General features: G+C 67.8%; 18 protein-coding genes and 1 pseudogene. 13 read left to right on the top strand and 6 right to left on the bottom strand.

Annotated elements, in window-relative coordinates:
- Positions 1-133: 133 nt before the first annotated feature.
- The 5 genes from OIE68_RS04305 to OIE68_RS04325 are packed head-to-tail and all read right to left on the bottom strand — an operon-like array spanning position 134 to position 6,718.
- Positions 134-2,554: a lysylphosphatidylglycerol synthase domain-containing protein gene (locus OIE68_RS04305; RefSeq protein ID WP_327098097.1), complete on the bottom strand. Its 2,421-nt coding sequence runs from the start codon at positions 2,552-2,554 to the stop codon at positions 134-136.
- Positions 2,551-2,793, bottom strand: a complete 243-nt coding sequence (locus tag OIE68_RS04310; RefSeq protein WP_327098098.1) for a hypothetical protein — start codon at positions 2,791-2,793, stop codon at positions 2,551-2,553. Before OIE68_RS04310 ends, OIE68_RS04305 begins: the two co-directional genes overlap by 4 nt.
- 26 nt (positions 2,794-2,819) lie before the next feature.
- Positions 2,820-4,844 (bottom strand): erythromycin esterase family protein, encoded by a 2,025-nt coding sequence (locus OIE68_RS04315; protein WP_327098099.1) that lies wholly within the window; start codon positions 4,842-4,844, stop codon positions 2,820-2,822.
- A gap of 40 nt (positions 4,845-4,884) precedes the next feature.
- Positions 4,885-6,051, bottom strand: a complete 1,167-nt coding sequence (locus tag OIE68_RS04320; RefSeq protein ID WP_327098100.1) for a site-2 protease family protein — start codon at positions 6,049-6,051, stop codon at positions 4,885-4,887.
- A 1-nt stretch (position 6,052) separates the two neighbouring features.
- Positions 6,053-6,718 (bottom strand): DUF2267 domain-containing protein, encoded by a 666-nt coding sequence (locus OIE68_RS04325; RefSeq protein WP_327098101.1) that lies wholly within the window; start codon positions 6,716-6,718, stop codon positions 6,053-6,055.
- Between the two features lie 275 nt (positions 6,719-6,993).
- On the opposite strand from OIE68_RS04325, the pseudogene acsA reads away from it, so the two are divergent.
- From acsA to OIE68_RS04350, 5 genes and pseudogenes are all read left to right on the top strand, one after another.
- A pseudogene (gene acsA / locus OIE68_RS04330) lies at positions 6,994-8,798 on the top strand (acetate--CoA ligase).
- The gene (gene pdhA / locus OIE68_RS04335; protein WP_327098102.1) at positions 8,795-9,772 is read left to right on the top strand and encodes a pyruvate dehydrogenase (acetyl-transferring) E1 component subunit alpha; all 978 of its coding nucleotides are present in this window, start codon (positions 8,795-8,797) and stop codon (positions 9,770-9,772) included. Before acsA ends, pdhA begins: the two are co-directional and overlap by 4 nt.
- On the top strand, positions 9,769-10,737 hold the full coding sequence (locus tag OIE68_RS04340) for an alpha-ketoacid dehydrogenase subunit beta (protein WP_327098103.1): 969 nt from the start codon (positions 9,769-9,771) through the stop codon (positions 10,735-10,737). The genes pdhA and OIE68_RS04340 overlap by 4 nt, the downstream gene beginning before the upstream one ends.
- The gene (locus OIE68_RS04345; RefSeq protein WP_327098104.1) at positions 10,738-12,393 is read left to right on the top strand and encodes a 2-oxo acid dehydrogenase subunit E2; all 1,656 of its coding nucleotides are present in this window, start codon (positions 10,738-10,740) and stop codon (positions 12,391-12,393) included.
- A 22-nt stretch (positions 12,394-12,415) separates the two neighbouring features.
- Complete coding sequence (locus OIE68_RS04350; protein ID WP_327098105.1) at positions 12,416-12,670, top strand: phosphopantetheine-binding protein; 255 nt, start codon at positions 12,416-12,418, stop codon at positions 12,668-12,670.
- A gap of 171 nt (positions 12,671-12,841) precedes the next feature.
- On the opposite strand, the gene OIE68_RS04355 is transcribed toward OIE68_RS04350, so the two are convergent.
- Positions 12,842-13,696 (bottom strand): universal stress protein, encoded by an 855-nt coding sequence (locus OIE68_RS04355; protein ID WP_327098106.1) that lies wholly within the window; start codon positions 13,694-13,696, stop codon positions 12,842-12,844.
- A gap of 402 nt (positions 13,697-14,098) precedes the next feature.
- Here OIE68_RS04355 and OIE68_RS04360 point away from each other — a divergent pair, with 402 nt between their 5' ends.
- From OIE68_RS04360 to OIE68_RS04395, 8 genes are all read left to right on the top strand, one after another.
- On the top strand, positions 14,099-15,445 hold the full coding sequence (locus tag OIE68_RS04360) for a phosphoribosyltransferase family protein (protein ID WP_327098107.1): 1,347 nt from the start codon (positions 14,099-14,101) through the stop codon (positions 15,443-15,445).
- 57 nt (positions 15,446-15,502) lie between these two features.
- Positions 15,503-15,745 (top strand): universal stress protein, encoded by a 243-nt coding sequence (locus tag OIE68_RS04365; RefSeq protein WP_327098108.1) that lies wholly within the window; start codon positions 15,503-15,505, stop codon positions 15,743-15,745.
- A 352-nt stretch (positions 15,746-16,097) separates the two neighbouring features.
- Positions 16,098-16,469: a hypothetical protein gene (locus OIE68_RS04370; protein ID WP_327098109.1), complete on the top strand. Its 372-nt coding sequence runs from the start codon at positions 16,098-16,100 to the stop codon at positions 16,467-16,469.
- The gene (locus OIE68_RS04375; protein ID WP_327098110.1) at positions 16,466-17,191 is read left to right on the top strand and encodes a hypothetical protein; all 726 of its coding nucleotides are present in this window, start codon (positions 16,466-16,468) and stop codon (positions 17,189-17,191) included. The genes OIE68_RS04370 and OIE68_RS04375 overlap by 4 nt, the downstream gene beginning before the upstream one ends.
- Before the next feature lie 13 nt (positions 17,192-17,204).
- Positions 17,205-17,456, top strand: a complete 252-nt coding sequence (locus OIE68_RS04380; protein ID WP_327098111.1) for a DUF1918 domain-containing protein — start codon at positions 17,205-17,207, stop codon at positions 17,454-17,456.
- A gap of 77 nt (positions 17,457-17,533) precedes the next feature.
- Positions 17,534-18,151, top strand: a complete 618-nt coding sequence (locus tag OIE68_RS04385; protein WP_419150674.1) for a lipocalin family protein — start codon at positions 17,534-17,536, stop codon at positions 18,149-18,151.
- A 227-nt stretch (positions 18,152-18,378) separates the two neighbouring features.
- Complete coding sequence (locus OIE68_RS04390; RefSeq protein WP_327098112.1) at positions 18,379-19,260, top strand: ABC transporter ATP-binding protein; 882 nt, start codon at positions 18,379-18,381, stop codon at positions 19,258-19,260.
- A gap of 6 nt (positions 19,261-19,266) precedes the next feature.
- Entirely contained in the window at positions 19,267-20,061 is a 795-nt protein-coding gene (locus OIE68_RS04395; RefSeq protein ID WP_327098113.1) for an ABC transporter permease, read from the top strand.
- Positions 20,062-20,163: the final 102 nt, after the last annotated feature.

The following is a 20,163-nucleotide window of genomic DNA, read 5'->3' on the forward strand; positions in this document are numbered from 1 at the left end:
GTGGCGGTCCTTTGCGAACGGCCCACTTCCCGATGACTTTTCGATTCTGGTGAGCGCGGGGGTCGGGCGGTGATGGCGAGGGGGATGAGTCGCGTTGCTCCAGCCCGCTGTACAACGGGGCGGGAGCCTCACCTCAGAGCATCCGTTGACGCTGCAGGGATTTGAGGGAGACGAACCCGATTGCGGCGGGGATCCAGAAAGTCGCCAACCGGTAGGCGAGGACACCGGCGACCGCCGGAGCGCTGGGCACGCCGCCCACTATGAGACCGGCCACCAGGGCGGCCTCGATCACTCCGAGGCCCGCAGGGGTCGGGCTGGCCGCGCCCAACGCCGACCCGCCGAGGAAGACGGCGGCGACCAGGGCGGCGGACGGGTGTCCGCCGAATGCTTGTACTGAAAAACCCAGGGCCGCAATGTAAGCGACGTTTTCGCCGATTTGGCCGCCGATCAACATGGCGGCACGTCGTGGCTTGCGCAGCACATCGGCCATGGAACCGGCGGCGTTCCGCACCTGGGCGAGCTGGTCGGGGCGGCACAGCAGCAGCGCGACGGCGCCGCCGAGCACGGTCATCACGGCCACGAAGCCGATGAGCAGTACCCAGCCGCTGGGCAGTGCGGCGCTCAGCAGCAGTCGGGTCCGGCCGAGCCACACCCCCGCTCCGGCGAGCTCGATGACATGCAGGATCGCACCCGAGGCGACAGTCAGTGCGACGGCGGCGACGGCGGTGGCCCTGGTCATCCCGGAACGTTCCAGATAGCGTTCGTTGACCGCGGTAGCGCCGATGCCGAAGGGCACCAGCTGGTTGGCGAACGAGGTCGCCAGTTGCACATTCATCGTGCGGCCGAATGCGAGCGGGCGAGGACTCGCTCCCATCAGCACCAGCGCCGCCGCCGCATAGGTCGCCACCGACATCGCCAAGGCACCGGCCAGCCATTGCCATTGCGCGTCGCCGAGGGTGGCGATGGTGGTGCCGAGTTGACCGACTTGCGGTAGCAGCACGTAGGTCGCGAAGATCGTCGCGGCGATCCAGCCGAGGGTGCGCCAACGGAACCGCACCAGCACCTCCGGGGCGACGGCCGCAACACCGGTAGTATCCGCGATGGTGGCACGCAGTTCGTGCAGCAGGCGAGGCTGACGCCGGGTCGCGCTGCGGGTGGCCACGGCCAGCGGCTGGAGCAGGGGCGCCGCGCCGGTCAACGCGTCGGTGCCGAGCACCATGTGCGCTGTCGCAACCGCACGTTCCGGACCGACCTTCAAGCTCATCGAGACGAGCAGTTCGGCGACGTCGGCGTCGAGCCGATGGTCGGAGGCGCCGGATTCGCCGAAACCGAAATCGACGATCCACGGTGCGCCCTGTTCGTCGATGAGGATATTGGCCAGGCGCAGATCGCGGTGGGCGATGCGGGCTGCGCGCAACAGCGCGATCTGGCACCAGATATCGCACAGGGATTCGTCGGAGATCGGGCCGGACACCGTGCGAGCGAGATTGCGGCTCGGAACGCGTTCTTCGGCGATCCACGCGTCACCGCTCGCGGCGGCGCCGACCGAGACGATCGTCGGCGTGCGCACGCCCGCGCGTTGCGCCAGCAGAGTCAGGAACGCTTCATGTTCGGCCTCTTGTTTCGGGGTCGCGAACGGCGATTCGTCCTCAACCTCCCGAAACATCAGGTGTCGGAACAGTTTGAACAGCACATCGGCATTGCGTTCGTGATAGTCGATCCATTTCACGAACAGCTCGCAAGTCTCGGTGGTGACGTAGAACGGACGGGACCCGCGCGGGTCGAGGACGGCGGGGATGACCCGCACCGGGCGCAATCCGGCGGCGGCAAGGGCACGCAGCACCGCGGGTGCCTCGGCGCGGTGCACGGGGGCGCCCCAGAGCAGGTGCAGCGCGGCGGCAACCGTCCAACCCAGCGCCGCACCGCCGAAAACGTCCAGCACGAAATGCGCCCCGACGAAGACCTGCGACAGGGCGACCACTCCGGCAAGCGCCCAGACGACGCGCCGCCAGGGCCGGGGCAGCCACGGGCTCGCTGCAGCCGCCATAGCTACCGCGACCGCCGCATGCCCGGAGACGAAGCCGAGTCCACCCTGGTGCGTGCGCAAGTTCAGCTCGTTGAGCAGGACATCCGGTCGCGCGCGACCGATAAGCGTTTTCACCTCGATCGCGAGCAGATAGGAGAGCACGCCCGCCGCGGCGATGTCGCGGGCCATCCGGAACCGCCGCGCCACCAGCGCCGCGCCCGCCGCGAGGCCGACCGCGCCGATGGTGCCCAGTTGCATGATGCCCCACAGGACCGGCGCCACCCACGAGGGCAGGTCGTTGATCATCCGGAACAGGTCGACTTCGAGTTGTGGCACCTCGGTATGGCGGGCCACCAGCGCTGAAATGGTCAGTGCCACAAGGCCGAGCACGACTCGGACGGCATCGCCCGCGTGCCGCTCGACGACTCGGGCCCGGGGTGGGATGTCGGCCGCGGTCGTGGCCTGGGATACCGAGGCCGGTGTCACGCCAGCCGGTGTCGCCTCGGTCCGTGTCGCCTCAGCCGTCATCGTCGTCGGTCTTTCGTCGGTGCAACTGCACTGTCCTGACCGAGCCCACGACGCGACCAGGGGCGTACGGCTCCCGGATCAGGGCCGATGGACCCGTCGCCGGGGAGCCGTGTGCCGAGCACGCGGTCTACGCGCGTGAGCGCGGCGGACCCGGTGGCCAGGGCGCACAGCATGATCAGCAGCACACCGGCGACGGCGAGGCGCAGATCTGTCGCTCGCCGTCGACTCGGCACGGTCATCGCGAACATGCTGCACCGGTAGTTCGTCACAGACCGGACGGGTACGTCTCGGGGATCGTGCCCGTGACCCATTCGCCGCTGGGTTCCAGCGGCTCCAGCGCGGTGGTGCGGTCGATGTGGATGAGGGCGTCGAATTGGTCGGCGGGGCGGGTGTGGAAGTAGTGGCTCTGGCGTTCGGTGCCGGGACGGTAGACCACGCCGATGGCACGCTGTAGGCGCGGTTGGCGCAGCAGGTCGGTGGCTTCGCCTGGAATGTCCATACGGAGGAGGAATTCCGGGTTGCCGGTGTCGTGTAGCAGCTCTTCCATGCTGGATGGCAGTGCGGGGCGGACGGTTTCGCGGATGGCGGGCCCGCCCCAATCTTGCGCGGCGGTGACCGTGCCCGAGCAGGTGCTGAAGCCGATGATGCGGCAGGCGCCGCCGTGGCGTTCGCGGATCAGTTGGCCGAGGTTGAGTTCGCCTTCGCTGCCCAGTTCGGTGGCGCGGGCATCGCCGACGTGGGAGTTGTGCGCCCACACCACGATTCGGGCTCCGGGGCCGCCGGAGCGGTCCAGATGGGTAGCGAGTGCGTCGAGGGTGTCGGCCATGTGCCGGTCGCGCAGATTCCACGAGGACACTCGGTCGCCGAACATGGCTCGGTAGTAGGCTTCGGCGTCGCGCACTGACCAGGCATTGCGCAGCGCGTTGAACTGTTCGTCGGCGCCGGAAGCTTCCAGTTCGCCGCGGGCGATCTCGACGCGCTGCAGTTCGAGCAGTTGCCGGATCACTTGTGCCTCACAGGATTTGCCCGCGCCGAAGGCGGCGGCGAATCCGTAGGCCTGGCCGTCGTCGCCCGCGACGTGGTCGAAGCAGCCGTAGCGAATCTTGGCGCGCTGCGCGGCCTGCGGATCGACGCGGTCGAGATAGTCCACGACCTCCTGCATCGAGCGGTGCAGGCTGTAGAGGTCCAGACCGTAGAAGCCGGTCTGAACTTGGTTGTCGCGTTGTTGTTCGGCGTTGTGCGCGCGCAGCCAGATGACGAATTCGCGGACCTCGGTGTTGCGCCACATCCAGGTCGGGAATCGTTCGAATCCGCGCAGCGCCTGTTCGGCGCTGGTGTCGTTGCCGCGCCCGTGCACGTACTGGTTCACCCGGTAGGTATCGGGCCAGTCCGCCTCGGTGGCGACCGCGGTGAAGCCCTTCTCCTCGATCAGCCAGCGGGTGATCGCCGCGCGGGACCGGTAGAACTCGTGTGTGCCGTGCGAACTTTCGCCGATCAGCACGAACCGGGCGTCGCCGATGAGTTCCTCGAGCACCCGAGTGGGTGGGAGGCCGTCGGGTGCGTCGATGGCGGCGGCGCGGATGGTCGCCGCGGTGTCGACGGGCGGAACGGCGATGCCGGTGGTCGAGAAGCCGAGCAGAGTACGCACCTGCTCGTCGCTGACCTGGGTGAAGTCCCAGAACCATTCGCCGACCGCGCGGAACGGCGAAGGCATTGTCGCGCAAACCATTTCGTCGACCGAGGCACCGAGTTCCCGGCAGGTCGACTCCGGCGCGGCGGGGCCCGCGACAACGATCCGCTTCGGCTCGCCTGCCCGGATCGCCTCGATGGCCGCGAACATGCTCGCGCCGGTGGCCAATCCGTCGTCCACCAGGATCACCGTCCGCCCGGACACCTCGATGGGGCCGCGGTCGGCGCGATAGGCGGCCTCTCGCCTGAGCATCTCCTGGGCCTCGTCGCGGGCGATGCGGCGCACCTGATCGGCGCTCAGCCGCAGTGCGCGCACCATATCGTCGTTGAGGACGATACGGCCGCCGGTGGAGAGTGCACCGATCGCGAACTCCGGATGGCCGGGGGCACCGAGTTTGCGCACGACCAATGCATCCATCGGTGCATTCAGCGCCGCGGCGACCTCCCAGGCGACCGGAATACCGCCGCGCGGCAGTCCGAGTACCAGGACATCCGGATCCCCGCGATAGTGTTCGAGTAAACCGGCGAGCACTCGGCCCGCTTCGTGCCGATCCCGGAAGATCGGCCGCGGCGTTGCCTGCTCGACTTGCGTAGGGCTCATCGAAAGCCTCCTATCACCCGCGAAGGGCCGAATTATCTTGTCAGAGTGCGGTATTCGGTGGCCGAAACCGTTCGGGTCGGCGGGCGGGCAGGCCGAGCGCGCTGCGCTGGACGGCGAGCGTGAGATCGGTCGCGGTGACCACTCCGATGAGTCGGCCGTGTGGGTCGATCGCGGTGATGACGTCGAAGTCGGGTCGCAGGACCACCTTGGCCGCCACGGTGCTGAGCGATTCGTCGCCGGACACTCGGGCTGTCGGCGGCAGTGGGCGGGCGAGGGTGCGCACCGCGGTGCTGGCGCGTGCCGCGGCGGGCAATACCGTGAGATCGGACCAGGAGAGCACTCCAACCGGCCGCCCCTCCGGGTCGATGACCGGGAATACCCGGTGATCGGCATGCACGATCTGTGAGCGCAACAGGTCCTCGATGGACCAGGCCGCGGGAACCGATAGCGGGTGTTCGGTCATGACGTCGCGGATCCGGGTGTCGCCCAGCCGATGTCGCAGCCCGGCGGCGGCGAGCTCGACATTGGCGGCCGAGTAGAGGAACCAGCCGAGCAGCATCAGCCAGAGTCCACCGCCATTGCCGACCAGTAGCATCTCGGCGCCGCCCAGGATGAGCAGACCGAATCCGAGGATCCGGCCGCTGTGCGCGGCCACGGTGGTGGCGCGCAGCTGGTCGCCGGTGCGCCGCCAGATCAGCGCGCGCAGTACGCGGCCGCCGTCCAGTGGCGCGCCGGGCAGCAGGTTGAAAACAGCGAGCACGATATTCATCGCGCCGAGCCAGCCGAGCATCTCCGGCACCGGTCCGCTCACCAGGATGGCGACGAGGTTCGCGACGACAAGCACGATGACGCCGATCCCGAGGCTGGTGAGCGGTCCGGCCAGTGCGATGCGCAGGTCCGAGCGCGGATCTTTCGGCTCGTCACCGAGTTCGGAGACGCCGCCGAGTAGCCACAGCACGACGCGTTCGACCCGGGTGCCGCGGCGGCGCGCGACGATCGAGTGCGCCAGTTCATGACCCAGCAGTGTGGCGAGCAGACCGACCGCGCCCATCGCGGCGACCAGCCAGACCGTTACCGAGTTCCCGTGCGTATCGGCCAGCGACCGGCCGAGGAGGTAGGTGAACAGTCCGAGGGTGACCAGCGTAGACCAGTGCGCGCCGACTCGAATGCCCGCAACCCGACCTAGTGGGATCGTTGCACGCAGCATGTCAGCGGTCCTGCTTCTCGGCGCCGGCCAGACCTTCGGCGAGCAGAATGCGGTGTGCTTGCTGGGCTGCTTGGGTCGAGCGGTCGCTGTCGGGTTCGTCGGCGGGCAGCCGTTCGAGGCCTCGCGCCAGCACGGCAACGGCGTCGCCGAGCGCCTGGACGCGGTCTTCGAGACTGGCGACCGGATGGACCGCCTGCTCCTCAGCGACCGCTCGCCACTCGATCAGTGATTCGTCGACGGCCATTCGCGCACCGCACAGCAGGCCGTACAGCTGCATCGGCAGGACCGCGAAGATCCGGTCCAACTGTCCAGGGGAGAACAGCTCCGACAATGCCACCGTGACCGCGCCCGCGACCGGACCGACTTCGTCCTCGTCGATGCCCGACTCCCTGGCGAACTGCCTGAGAAATTCGGTGGTGCCATGCCGGACCGGCACGTGGCTGGGCACCCAACCCTCGTAGTAGGCCCCGCGCAGGATCTCGGGCAATTGCGCGGTCAGATGGGCCGAGCCACTGACGCTGATGCGGTCGCGCACGGTGTGCAGCCAAGCGCGCAGTGCCCGGTAGGCGAAGGCGCGGTCATCGGTATCGAGACTGTCGGCGATAGCGCGGAGCCAGTCATTGGCGGTCTGCACGGCGGGCGCGAGGGGATCGTCGTGGTGCGACATGGTTGGCCTCCTGGGTGCTAACCGGGTGCGATGGTGGGTTCTTATCGCTCAGCCTGTGTCCAGCGCAACCGCTATCCAAGGGCCGAAGGTTGCCCCTGCGTGAGCCGATGGTCCCGGTTTCGGGCTGCGGTGGCGCGGACTGATCGGGCCGGTGCTCGGACAGGGCCGGAAGTCCTCGAGGTGGTGGACGTTTCGTGTCGAATTCGGCGACAGGTGTGGGCCCGGGGACTCTGCCGTGCGGCGGTGGCGGCGCAGACGATGAGGGTATGACGAATATGGTCCCGGTCGGCGCGTCGACGAGCGGAGCGTTCGGCTGGACGCCGATCGAGAAGCCGCAGTCCGAGCGGGCGCTGGCCAATCTCGTCGACTATGACCGAGCGTGTCGCGAATTCTCCTGGGAGCAGGCGCGATCTGAACTCGCCGGGTTGCCCGGTGGCGGGCTGAACATCGCCTATGAGGCGGTGGATCGGCACGCCGAAGGTCCGGCCGCGCAGACGCCTGCGCTGCGCTGGCTGCCTGCCGCGGGCGGCGAGGTGGTGCTGACCTACGCGGAGCTGGCTGCGGCAACCAATCGATTCGCGAACGTCTCCAGGGGTTGGGGATAGGTCGCGGTGAGCGGGTCTGCGTCCTGCTCGGGCGAACCCCCGAGCTGTACATCGCCATCTTGGGCGCGTTGAAGGTCGGCTGCGTGGTCTCGCCGTTGTTCTCGGCCTTCGGTCCGGAACCGGTGCGGCAGCGTCTGGCGATCAGCGAGGCGGCGGCTCTGGTCACTTCGACGGCACTGTACCGCAAGAAGGTTGCCCCCATTCGCGCCGAAGTGCCCGCGCTGCGCACTGTGCTGATCACCGACGGGCTGACCGAGACCGGTGAAATGTACGCCGACGACCTGGCCGCCGCGATGGCCGTCGCCAGCCCGGAATTCCGGATCGCCCGCACTGGCCCCGACGACCCGGCGCTACTGCATTTCACCAGCGGCACCACCGGGAAACCCAAGGGCGCCTTGCATGTTCACGGTGCGGTGCTGGCACACCGGGTCACCGCCCGCTATGCCCTCGATCTGAGCGCAGGTGACACCTTCTGGTGCACCGCCGATCCGGGCTGGGTGACCGGCATGTCCTATGGCGTGATCGCCCCACTGTGCCTCGGCGCGACCGTGATCAGTGACGAGGCGGAGTTCGACGCGCACCGCTGGTACGACGTCCTCACAGCGCAACGGGTTTCGGTCTGGTACACCGCGCCGACCGCGCTGCGCATGCTGATGCGGTATGGGGACCGGCTGCCCGAGGGCACCGATCTGTCGGCACTGCGCTTCGTCACCAGCGTGGGGGAACCGCTGAATCCAGAGGTCGTGGTGTGGGGTGAACGGGTGCTCGGTCGCCCAGTGCACGACAACTGGTGGCAGACCGAAACCGGCGCGATCATGATCGCCAACTTCGCCGCGACGCAGGTGCGTCCGGGTTCGATGGGCCGACCGCTGCCCGGTATCGAGGCGACCACGCTGAAGCGCGGCCCGGATGGTCGCGCGATGATCGTCGACGGCGTTGTCACGCCTGCCGATTCGGGGGAGGTCGGCGAGCTGGCGCTGCGTCCGGGCTGGCCGTCTATGTTCCGCGGGTACTGGGGCGAATCCGAACGCTACGCAAGGTGTTTCGCGGGCGGCTGGTATCTCAGCGGCGATCTGGCCCGCCGCGACGGCGATGGTTACTACTGGTTCGTCGGCCGCGCCGACGACGTCATCAAATCCGCCGGTCATCTGGTCGGGCCGTTCGAGGTGGAGAGCGCGATGATGGAGCATCCCGCGGTCGCCGAGGCTGGTGTCATCGGCACACCGGATCCGGTCGCGGGGGAACTGGTCAAGGCGTTCGTGCTATTGCGTCCCGGCTATCGTGCGTCGGAGGAACTGCGTGACGAGTTGACCGCATTCGGCCGCAAAGCCCTCGGCGCGGTGGCTCCCAAGCAGATCGAGTTCACCGAGAGTCTGCCGCACACCCGCAGCGGCAAGGTGATGCGCCGACTGCTCAAGGCCCGCGAGCTCGGCTTGCCCGAAGGCGATACCTCGACGCTGGAGGGTGCGTCATGAACGGGTCGACGCTCGATAAAGACGAACGCATCGAGCTGCTGCGGCAGATGGTGCGGATCCGCCGCTTCGAGGAACACTGTGTGCAGCTCTACAGCGCCGGATCGATCCGCGGCTTCCTGCATCTCTACATCGGCGAGGAGGCGGTCGCGGCCGGTGTGCTCGGCGCGATCGGTCCGGACGACGCGGTGGTCTCGACCTACCGCGAGCACGGGCACGCGCTGGCCCGCGGCCTTTCGATGGAGTCGATACTGGCCGAAATGTACGGCCGCGCAACAGGTTGCAGTCGTGGGCACGGCGGGTCGATGCACCTGTTCGATGCCGATCGGCGTTTCTACGGTGGCAACGCGATCGTCGGCGGCGGGCTGCCGATCGCGGTCGGGCTGGCCCTGGCCGATGCCATGCGGGACCGTCCGATGGTGACGGTCTGCCTGTTCGGCGACGGCGCGGTGGCCGAGGGCGAATTCCATGAATGCCTGAATTTGGCCGCGCTGTGGCGACTTCCGGTGCTGTTCGCCTGCGAGAACAACCGGTACGCGATGGGGACCGCGCTGGCCAGCGAGCACGCGGCCACAGATCTGGCGTTGCGCGCCTCGTCCTATGGCATGCCCGCCTGGCCGGTCGACGGCATGGACGCACTCGCTGTCGCCGACGGGGCGCGGCGCGCGGTGGAGTCCATTCGCGCCGGCGGCGGTCCGTGCTTCCTGGAGTTGCGGACCTACCGCTTCCGCGCCCACTCGATGTACGACGCGGACCGCTACCGCGATAAAGCCGAGATCGCGCAGTGGCAGCAACACGACCCGATCCCGCAACTGTTCGCCGAGCTGCGCGCGTCCGGGGAGCTGCCCGAGGACGGGTTGACCGTGCTGCAGGCCGAGGCCGACGCCGAGGTCGATGCCGCCATCGTTGCGGCCGAGGCCGCGCCCTTCGAACTTGTGGGCGATCTCACCCGCTTTGTGTACACGGAGCGGTCATGACGACCTATCGCGATGCCATGCGAGAAGCCTTGCGCGAGGCGCTGATTCGCGACGATCGGGTATTCCTCATGGGCGAGGATGTCGGCGCCTACGGCGGCTGTTTCGGCGTGAGCCGCGGTCTGCTCGATGAATTCGGTCCGGACCGGATCCGGGATACGCCGCTGAGCGAATCGGCCTTCGTCGGCGCGGGCATCGGCGCCGCGCTCGGCGGGTTGCGGCCCATTGTCGAAATCATGACCGTCAATTTCAGCCTGCTCGCGCTGGATCAGATCCTGAACAACGCCGCGACGCTGCGGCACATGTCCGGTGGACAGCTGTCGGTGCCGCTGGTTATCCGGATGGCCACCGGCGCTGGTCGCCAGCTCGGCGCCCAGCACTCACACAGCCTCGAGGCGTTCTACGCGCATATCCCCGGTCTGCGTGTGCTGTCGGCCGCGACGGTCGAAGATGCTCGCGGCATGCTGTGGCCCGCACTGCAGGACCCGGACCCGGTGTTGATCTTCGAGCCGTCCTCGCTGTACAACCTCGACGCGGAATTGCCCGCCGACGCGGGGGCGACCGATATTGATCGTGCGGTGATCCGTCGTGCGGGCACCGACGTGACGCTGGTCGCCTACGGCGGCACGCTGCGGGTGGCGCAGGCGGGCGCCGAGGAACTCGCCGCCGATGGCATCGAGGCCGAGGTCATCGACCTGCGCACACTGCGCCCGCTGGATGAGAAGACGTTGCTCGACTCGGTGACGCGCACGCACCGGCTCGTCGTGGTCGACGAGGGCTGGCGCAGCGTCGGCATCGCCGCCGAAATCGCTGCCCGCACGGCCGAATACGGCTACTACGAACTCGACGCCCCGGTGCAGCGGGTATGTACCGCCGAGGTGCCGATACCCTACGCCAAACACCTGGAGGAGGCGGCGCTGCCCCAGGCCGCCGATGTGGTCGCGGCGGTGCGCCGGGTGGTGAGCTGAATGGCCGAATTCCGGATGCCGTCACTGGGCGCGGATATGGAGGAGGGCACTCTGCTGTCGTGGCGGGTGCATCCCGGCGATGTGGTGCACACCGGCGATATCGTGGCCGAGGTCGATACGGCCAAGGCGGCCATCGAAGTCGAATGCTTCGCCGACGGCGTCATCGGTGAGATCCTGGTTGCCGAGGGTACGACGGTTCCGGTCGGAAGTGTACTGGCGACGATCGAGCCGAATGGCGTCGCGAAACATGCACCTGCACACCATAATTCGACTACGCACCGCCGGGGATCTGCGGTGCGTGCACCGGCACCCGGCCCCGCGTCGTCTGTGACGGTGTCCGCGCCGGCATCCGGACTCGCATCGGCGTCGGAACCGGCACCTGCTTCGGCAATCTCGGGGTCGGCTGCGCCACCCAAGGCCGTGCGGCAGCGGGCGCGTCGCGCTCCGGCCGAGGCTGCGGCTGTCGGGCAATCGGTGGCGCGGGCCGAACCGAAGGCCAAGCGATCCCGGCGGGCGGCCAAGTCGCCGACCGGTGGTCGCAAGAGCGCGGCCGCGTTGGCGGCGGCGGATTCGGATGTGCATGCGACACCGTTGATTCGGCGGTTAGCGCAGGAGATGGGCGTCGACCTGGCTACGGTCAAGGGCTCGGGACCCGGTGGGCGGATCCTTCGTGCCGATGTGGAACGTGCCGCGGCAGGTGACACGGTGACCGGTGAGGTCCTAGGAAGCGCTGGCACACAATCGATTTCAATGTCGAGCCGCATTCCCGTGGGTGACCGTGCGCGGGCGTCGGGATATGCCAGGAGGCTGGCACATGAGTTCGGCGTCGAATTGTCGGCGTTGCGCGGCACTGGTCCGGACGGGGCCATTCGCGCGGCCGATATCCGAGCGGCCGTCACCGCGACTGCTACCGCCGACAATGCCGTGAAAACACCAGTGCCCCATGAAGTACCACCAGCGCCGCTGGAGTCTGCGCCGCCCGCGCAACGTGATAAGACGGCCATGCGCAGAGCGATCGCGGCGTCCATGACCCGCTCCAAGCAGACCATTCCGCACTACTACCTGTCCACGACGATCGACGTCGGTGTCGCCACCGACTGGCTGACCGAGTTGAATCGGGCGGCACCGGTACCGGACCGCATCATCATGGCGGCCTTGTTGTTGAAGGCGACCGCGCTGGCCGCCGGTGCGGTGCCCGCGGTCAACGGGCACTGGGTCGATGACGGATTCCGCCCGGCGGATACCGTCGACCTCGGCATGATCGTCTCGCTGCGTGGCGGCGGCATCATCGCCCCTACCCTGGCGCACGCCGGGACGATGTCGCTGCCGGAGTTGATGGCCCGGTTACGCGAAGCGGTCACCCGCGCCCGAGCAGCCCGGCTGCGTTCCACCGATACCGTCCCCGCCAGCATCACCGTGACCAATCTGGGAGAGCTCGGGGTGGAATCGGTGCTCGGTGTGATCCCACCACCGCAAGTCGCGATTGTCGGCTTCGGCGCGGTTACCGAACGCCCGTGCGCTGTCGGCGGATTGCTCGGCGTACGACCACAGGTGACCACCACGTTGGCGGCCGACCACCGGGCCAGCGACGGCGCGGTCGGCGCGCGCTTCCTGAATACGATCGCCGATCTGCTCCAACATCCGGAGCAGCTGTGAAAAGGAAAGGTCGTGAACGACCATGTCGCGAACACTGTCCCGTGAGGAGGCGGACACCGTCGTCCGAACCGCACTGCGCGGCTTCGCCTCCGACGCCGAACTCGCTGCCCTGCCGCGCACCGAGCTCCTCCGCGCCGCCCTGGACCTCGACTCCCTCGACTTCCTGACCTTCATCGAAAAGCTCACGCGCGCAACCGGAGTCCGGATCGACGAGGCCGACTACGCCCGCATGGAATCGATCGACTCATGCGTCGACTTCCTTACCGCGGTCGAATGAGCCCACTTCGAGCAGGCGAGCCGATTCGCGTGCGCCGAACATGCACCGACCGTATCGGATGAGGCGACTGGTTGCTGGGGAGTCGGCTCCGGCCGAGCGGATCGTCAGTGATCGACGGAGCTGGCCGTGATCAGTCCAGTCCGCGATAGTCCGCGCAATGCGTCACACGCCTCAAGATCGGCACACCAGGACAGGGCAGCTGGCGTGGTGGAGCAGATCTCGAGTGGTCGAACCGAACAACAGAGCCGTCGCGGTGGAGTGGCCGCGGCTGCCGACGACGAGCAATTGCGCATTCTGCGCTATCTCGTTCAGCACGGAGCGGGCCAGGCCGGGGACAGGCATCTCGATGACCTCGACATCCGGGTATTGCCTGCGCCAGCCGGCCAAGGACTCGGCCAGGAGGGTACGTTCGTGTTCGCCGCGGTCGAGATGGTGGCCCACCGGTTCGATGCGCGAGGGCCAGCAGTGCACCGCGGTCAGCGGCACCCCGAGCGCTGCGGCGATCTCGAAACCGTGGGCGATGGCCGGGATGCTGAGTTCGGTCCCGTCCACGCCGACCGCCACCGGCTTACCACGGGGAATGGGCCTGCCGTTCTCACCGCGCCACACCCCGACCGGGCAGTGCGCATGCTCGGCGACATGCACGGTGGTCGGCCCGATCAGCCGTTCCTCGTAGGCGCTCTGCGCACCCACCACGACAATGCGGGCGTGCGCGCTCAGCTCCACGAGCGCCTTGGCGGGCGGGCCATCGGGCAGGGCCGCGTCGACCGTCAGTTGCGGGTCGCAGGTGCGGACGAGTCGGCAAGTGCGACCCAGGGTTTCGGTGGCGGCGTCGTATGCGTGGGGTGCATGGACACGGTCGGCCAGCTGCTGCGCGGCGGTGCGCGGGTGCGGCAGCGCGTGGGCGATCAGCAGTGGCGCGTGCAGGGCGCTGGCGAGGTAGGCCGCCCAGCGCGCCGCATTCAACGCTGTCGCGGAATCGTCTACGCCGACGACGATGGTGTTGTAGTCGGCCCTGGTACCCATCGGTCCTCACTCCTCGGCGGCCTACTCGGCCGCTTGGCGTTCGTCAGAGGTGCGTTGGCGTAGGCGCGACTGACGCATCCGTGCCGCGCTGAACTCGGCGACTCAGCGCTGGATCCCAGCGGTGGCGTACACGACGAGCACCGCGCGTTCCGCGGTTTTCCGGTAGCCACACCTTTACTGTCCGCCGAGCCGTGTGCACGGGGTAGGGCCACCGGGTAGTGGCGGCGTTGACCAATGTCATCCACCGGAGGCGGCTCAGGACAGGCGACGGATGACCCGAGTGACGACTGCCAGGGTGGCGCTCGGCCGAAAGGACCAACGACCCTTGGGTGGGCGACGTCGGGATCTTCCGGTGTGCGCGCTGGTTCGCGAATCTGGAGTGGTCCGGCAAGGAGGTTTCCGATGGCATTTCTCGATCGACGCGATGCGGGCCGACGACTCGCGGCGCGCCTGCGGCAATTACACGATACCGATGCCGTCGTGCTCGGCTTGCCGCGCGGCGGTGTGCCGGTCGCGTTCGAAGTCGCACGCACCCTCGGTGCGCCGCTGGATGTGATCGTGGTGCGCAAGCTCGGGGTTCCACATCAGCCGGAGTTGGCATTCGGCGCCATCGGTGAAGCGGGTGTCCAAGTACTCAACGAACCCGTCATCGAGGGGGCGGGGGTCACCACTGTAGACATGTCGGCCGTGGAAGACCGTGAGCGCGAAGAACTTCGAAACCGGGGCGAACGATACCGGCGCGAGCGCCCGCGAATTCCGGTGGCGGGACGGACCGTGATCATCGTCGACGATGGTGTCGCCACCGGGGCCACAGCTCGTGCGGCCTGCCAAATGGTGCGGGCACAGGGTGCGGCTCGGATCGTGCTGGCGGTTCCGGTCGGCGCCCCGGATGCGCTGGCCGCCCTGTCGAAGGAGGCCGACGAGGTGATCTGTCTCGAACAACCGTCGCGGCTCCACGCGGTCGGCCAGTGGTACTACCGTTTCGGTCAGACCTCCGATAGCGAGGTGACCGAGCTGCTTCGCCGCGCTGCCGAGCGAGTGGCCGCGCCGTTGACGGTTCTGACGGCTGATCCGCCACTGCGTGACGACGAAGTGCGGGTGATCGCCGGAAAGGTCGAGCTCGCCGGACATCTCACCATTCCGGAGCGGCCGATCGGGATGGTCGTATTCGCGCACGGCAGCGGCAGCAGCAGGTTCAGTCCGCGCAATCGCTACGTGGCGAGCGTGCTGAATCAGGCGGGTCTGGGGACACTGTTGTTCGATCTCCTCACGGTCGAGGAGGAAATCCACCGGGCGCGGGTCTTCGATATCGAACTGCTGGCGCGGCGACTGGTGGAGGTCACCGAATGGCTTACGCGCCAACAACACATCGCCGGTTTGCGAATCGGCTACTTCGGGGCCAGCACGGGAGCCGGTGCGGCGTTGTCGGCGGCGGCCGATCCGCAGGTCGAGATCGCCGCTGTGGTGTCCCGTGGCGGCCGACCCGATTTGGCGGGTGACCGGCTCGCCGATGTCCATGCGCCGACACTGCTCATCGTCGGCGGTCACGACAACGTCGTGCTGGAGCTCAATCAGCGTGCGCAAGCGGCGATGTCGTGCGAAACCGTGCTGGCGGTAGTGCCCGGCGCCACTCACCTGTTCGCCGAACCGGGTGCGCTGGAGAAGGTCGCCGAGCTGGCCCGTGACTGGTTCGTCGCCCAACTGGGTCCGATTGCCGCGGTCCAGTCCGAGGTCGGCACGTCGAAGTGACGGCCCCGGGCCGCGCTCCCGCAGTGGCACATCAGCGCTAGAGAGGCACGAAATCCCATGTCCGACAGCAATAATCCGCCCGTTTCCGGCGCTGATGGTCCGCCCGCCGCCGACCCGCATCAGTTGGCCTCGGCGATGGTGGTCGTCGGAATCGACGGCACCGAGGCCGCGGACCCCGCGGTGCGCTGGGCCGCCGACACCGCGGCGCGGCGGGGGCGTGGCCTGCTCATCACACATGGCTTGGACCTGAGCGCGATGCCCTCGGCCGTGCACGGACACGGGTTGCGTTGTCGTCGCTGATCGACGAATTCCGGGTGACCTCGGCGACCCAGCCCAGTGATACGAATGCCAACAGTCTGGAGACCGGGTGCGTCCGCCACCGACGCCTGCGCTCACACCACCGAGTGTGCCGCGCGTGGGTGCCTGCCGCGACAGGCATTGCGCATGCAATCGGAGGTCCTTGGTCACCTCGCCGGAACTTCGCCCGGCCAAGGGACTTTGGTCACTCAGGACAGGCCGACAGTCGATGCAGCGGACTACAGGATGCCCTACTCGGGCGCTCGGCCAGCAGGTGGAATCGACAGTCAGGTGATGTCCGCCGATGGCTCCCTTACGGGGCGTAGGGACGGTGGGCGGGACCGGGAGGTTCATTATGATCGCAGGTGTCGTGGCCATGATCGGGTTCCCGACGGTGTTGGCGGTGCTGTGGTCGGCTCGCGGTTCCGGCAGCGGTGAGCAGCGTGGTCCCGGCGCCCGGTCGGGGCGGATAGCTGCCCGCAGCGCCGGTCCGGGCACATCGGTTGAGGTCGATGATTCGCCGCCGCGGCTCCCTGCGCGACTGACCGTCGAGTGGGCCGATCCGGGACAGGTTCGGCGGGCGCTGGATGTGGAGCAGGCGTTACCCGCCGAACTGCAGACGGGCCGGATCGGCCGGTTCGAATACCGTTCCCGCCTGCTCGAGTCGACCCGCGATTGCGATCCGGCGCCCGATGAGCAGCGGCACAGAGAGGTTGGCCCGTCATGACAACAGTCGCGATGGCCGCACCGCATTCGGTGGGCGACCAAGAGGCGGCGATCCCCGTGGGCGCGGTCGAACTCGCCGCACATCTGCGGGTACCGGATCACCCCATGGGCATTGTCGTCTTTGCACACGGCAGTGGGAGCAACCGGCACAGCCCACGCAATACCTTCGTGGTCGAGGGATTCGCCGGACATCGCCTGGCGACGTTGTCGATCGATCTGCTGACATCGGCCGAGGCGATCGATGGCGCCAAGGTTTTCGACGTCGAACTGCTGGGCAGTCGCCTCGCCATCGCTCGCCGGTGGTTGCGGAGTTCATCGATATGCCGGGAGCTTCCGGTCGGATACTTCGGTGCCGGCTCCGAAGCGCCTGCCGCGCTGTGGGCGGCGGGGGAACCGCGCGACAAGGTCCGCGCCGTGGTTGTGCGGGGCGCCCGACCCGACCTGGCCGGTGCGCGGCTGGGCGATGTCATCGCACCGACGCTTTTCCTTGTCGGTGGCCTCGACATCCGCGTGCGCACCGTCAACCATCGTGCAGCCGCAGCAATGCGGTGCGAGCATCGGGTAACCGTGCTGGCCGGGCACGGTCTCGAGTCGGCCGAGCCACGGATATCGCAGCGGGCCGCCTATGTGGCGGCCATGTGGTTCGCCGAGCGGTTGAGGGCAGATCGGGCTCCCGCCGCCGGACTGACCAAGCACGGCGATGTCGATGAGTCGGTCGGCTGAGGAGGATTGGACCATGCACGCCGAACCCGGGAACTGGTTGATCGTCGAGGGGCGTCACATTGATGACACTCCTCGGCGCGGACTGATCGAGGAGGTGCCTTCGGCCGACGGCTCACCACCGTATCTGGTGCACTGGACCGACAGCGGGCACCGCGCGCTGATCTTCCCGGGCCCGGACTCCCACGTGATCACCGCCGAGGAGTTGCACGCACGGGAAGACGCTGCGGCAGTTCACTTCTCGTCCAGGCCGCGCCGAATGCCCTGACCCGCAGCGCGTGCCTTATGAACTAATGGGGCGGGCAGGTTGTTATCGCTGGTATGTCGTCGACCCGAGGAGTAGGAGTGACATCACATCGAGTGATTCGCCGCATAATCGGCCTCGTGGTTGGGGGGATTGCCGCGTACACGCCGCTGTTCGCAGGTGGCACCGCCGCCGCGCCGCAACCAGGCGTCGGCCCCGCGCCGGTGGAATCGCTCGACCTGAGTCGATACCTGGGAACCTGGTATCAGCTTGCCGCTGTACCGCAGTTCTTCAACCTCGAATGCGCTCGCGATAGCCGCGCCGACTACACCCTGGACCCACAGGGGAATATCGCCGTGTACAACTCGTGCACGACCTGGTCCGGCGGTCGGAACGAGATCCGTGGTACCGCAAAGGTCAACGATCCGGTGACTCGTGCGCAGTTGCATGTCAGCTTTCCGACCGTACCCGGTCAGGATCGGGTCGACGGGCCGACGAACTACATTGTCACTGCACTCGGCCCCGACTATTCGTGGGCGCTGGTCACTGATCCGAGTAGGCTGTCGGGCTTCGTCCTGGCCCGCAGCTCGGCGCTCGATACGCCGACCTGGGATCAGGTGCGTGTGGCTATCACAACGGCGGGCCAGACTCCGTGCATGTACCTGACCTCACCAGTAACCGGTGGCCAGGCCGATATGGCCCCACTTTGCCTGCGATGAGCAACTCCTTGTTTCCGCAGGCCCGGTCAAGGAACTGATCTCGGCGCAGACCGATGAACCGACCGGTTACCCCGAGCACGATGTGACGGCCGTGGCAGTGCGCCGCGTAGCGAGCGGGGACGAACGTCCTCGGTGAGCGGGTCCTCGGGCTCTGGGACAGGGACCTACGCCAGCGGATAGTCGAGATAATCGGCGTCTCGCCGCCTGTGCGAAAGAAGGTGCCCCCGATGATTCGGATGGACGGGCTGACGAAATATTACGGCCGCAAACCCGCGCTGGTCGATGTGACGCTGCGGATCCCGTCCGGGGTCGTTTTCGGATACCTGGGACCCAACGGCGCGGGCAAGACGACCACGATTCGGATCCTGGTCGGACTCATGCGCCCCACTCGCGGTACTGCATGGGTACAGGGTGCGGACACGGTCCGTGACCGCGAGGCCGCCCAGCGCTGCATCGGGTACCTGCCCGGACAATTCGTCGCGTACCAGGATCTGACCGCACAGCAGTACCTCGAGTATCTGGCCAACCTGCGCGGCGATGTCGATCCCTCGGTACGTGACGAGCTGGTCAAGCGGCTGGACCTGGACCCGGCGGACCGCATCGGCGCGATGTCGCACGGCAACCGGCAGAAGGTCGGCATCGTGCAGGCGTTCATGTCCGAGCCGGATCTGCTGGTGCTCGACGAGCCGACGCAGGGGTTGGATCCCTTGGTGCAGCGCGAATTTCTCGCGATGGTGCGCGAAGCCCGCGACGCCGGACGCACGGTCTTCTTGTCCTCCCATGTGCTCTCGGAGGTGCAGGCTGTCGCCGACACCGTCGCCATCCTGCGGGAGGGACGAGTGATCGCCGAGCACTCGGTGGCCGAGCTGACCAGCCAGGCACGCCACCGTATCGACCTCACCTTCGCCGGCGAGCCACCGGACCTCGGCACGCTGCGCCGAATCGATGGCGTGCGGCGGGTCGAGCAAAGCGCCGTCGCCGTGCACATCGACGTGGACGGTTCGACCGCCGAACTGATCAAGGCCGTCGCGCCCTATGACGTGGTCGACATTGTCAGCCATGAACCGGATCTCGAAGAGGTCTTCCTCACCTACTACGGACAGGAGTGAAAGACCATGCTGCGCAACGTCTATCTGAAGAGTCTGCGTGATCAGCGGCGCGGGCTGATCGGCTGGAGCATCGGGATCGTCGCGCTCGTGCTGATGGAAAGCGCGTTGTGGCCGTCGATCTCGGATATGGCCGGCATGCGCGAGTTTCTGCAGAACTATCCCGAGCCGCTGCGCAAGCTGTTCAATCTGGACACCTTCGGCACCGGGACCGGCTTCCTGAACGCGGAGCTGTTCAGTATGTTGCTGCCGATCCTGTTCCTGGTCTTCGCGATCAGCCGCGGCGCGCGGGCGATCGCGGGCGAAGAGGAACTCGGCACACTCGAGGTGCTCTTGGTGACCAGGGTCTCGCCCGTGCGCTTGGCGCTCGAACAGGCGGCCGTGCTCGCGACCGCCGTGCTCACGCTGGGTGCGGTGCTGTTCGGTGCGATCGTAGTGTGTTCGGTGATCTTCGGCCTGGACATCGCAATCGGCGCCGCGCTGACCGGAGCATTGTCGATGGTGCTGCTCGGCATCGAATTCGGCTGGCTCGCATTGGCTGTCGGCGCGGCCACCGGTAAACGGACTGTGGCACTCGCCGTCACGTCGGTGTTCGCGGTCGGCGCGTATGTGCTCTACGTCGCGAGCAAACTGGTCGAGGCCGTGCGGCCATGGGGACCGGCGTCGCCGTTCCATCAGGCGATCGAGGGCGGCCCACTCGGCGCCGGGCTGCCTGCGGCATACGGCTGGCTGGTGCTGGCGGGTGCGGTGGCGCTGGTGGCCGCCCTGCCGGTCTTCGACCGCCGCGACATCGCGGGAGTGTGATCCATCGCCGTGGCGGAATTCGGCCTGCCGGTTTGATTTGGGGCGGGCTGCGGCTGGGGGCCACAGCCACAGCCGGGTTCGGCAGGTGTTGTACTCGGCCAG

Origin of the sequence: Nocardia vinacea (assembly GCF_035920345.1) — a bacterium.
Classification (GTDB): domain Bacteria; phylum Actinomycetota; class Actinomycetes; order Mycobacteriales; family Mycobacteriaceae; genus Nocardia; species Nocardia vinacea_A.

What these genes read in the sequence shown, in the direction of transcription:
- OIE68_RS04305 (WP_327098097.1), bottom strand. Translation starts at nt 2,554, where the DNA reads ATGACGGCTGAGGCGACACGGACCGAGGCGACACCGGCTGGCGTGACA.
- OIE68_RS04310 (WP_327098098.1), bottom strand. Translation starts at nt 2,793, where the DNA reads ATGACCGTGCCGAGTCGACGGCGAGCGACAGATCTGCGCCTCGCCGTC.
- OIE68_RS04315 (WP_327098099.1), bottom strand. Translation starts at nt 4,844, where the DNA reads ATGAGCCCTACGCAAGTCGAGCAGGCAACGCCGCGGCCGATCTTCCGG.
- OIE68_RS04320 (WP_327098100.1), bottom strand. Translation starts at nt 6,051, where the DNA reads ATGCTGCGTGCAACGATCCCACTAGGTCGGGTTGCGGGCATTCGAGTC.
- OIE68_RS04325 (WP_327098101.1), bottom strand. Translation starts at nt 6,718, where the DNA reads ATGTCGCACCACGACGATCCCCTCGCGCCCGCCGTGCAGACCGCCAAT.
- pdhA (WP_327098102.1), top strand. Translation starts at nt 8,795, where the DNA reads ATGAACGGGTCGACGCTCGATAAAGACGAACGCATCGAGCTGCTGCGG.
- OIE68_RS04340 (WP_327098103.1), top strand. Translation starts at nt 9,769, where the DNA reads ATGACGACCTATCGCGATGCCATGCGAGAAGCCTTGCGCGAGGCGCTG.
- OIE68_RS04345 (WP_327098104.1), top strand. Translation starts at nt 10,738, where the DNA reads ATGGCCGAATTCCGGATGCCGTCACTGGGCGCGGATATGGAGGAGGGC.
- OIE68_RS04350 (WP_327098105.1), top strand. Translation starts at nt 12,416, where the DNA reads ATGTCGCGAACACTGTCCCGTGAGGAGGCGGACACCGTCGTCCGAACC.
- OIE68_RS04355 (WP_327098106.1), bottom strand. Translation starts at nt 13,696, where the DNA reads ATGGGTACCAGGGCCGACTACAACACCATCGTCGTCGGCGTAGACGAT.
- OIE68_RS04360 (WP_327098107.1), top strand. Translation starts at nt 14,099, where the DNA reads ATGGCATTTCTCGATCGACGCGATGCGGGCCGACGACTCGCGGCGCGC.
- OIE68_RS04365 (WP_327098108.1), top strand. Translation starts at nt 15,503, where the DNA reads ATGTCCGACAGCAATAATCCGCCCGTTTCCGGCGCTGATGGTCCGCCC.
- OIE68_RS04370 (WP_327098109.1), top strand. Translation starts at nt 16,098, where the DNA reads ATGATCGCAGGTGTCGTGGCCATGATCGGGTTCCCGACGGTGTTGGCG.
- OIE68_RS04375 (WP_327098110.1), top strand. Translation starts at nt 16,466, where the DNA reads ATGACAACAGTCGCGATGGCCGCACCGCATTCGGTGGGCGACCAAGAG.
- OIE68_RS04380 (WP_327098111.1), top strand. Translation starts at nt 17,205, where the DNA reads ATGCACGCCGAACCCGGGAACTGGTTGATCGTCGAGGGGCGTCACATT.
- OIE68_RS04390 (WP_327098112.1), top strand. Translation starts at nt 18,379, where the DNA reads ATGATTCGGATGGACGGGCTGACGAAATATTACGGCCGCAAACCCGCG.
- OIE68_RS04395 (WP_327098113.1), top strand. Translation starts at nt 19,267, where the DNA reads ATGCTGCGCAACGTCTATCTGAAGAGTCTGCGTGATCAGCGGCGCGGG.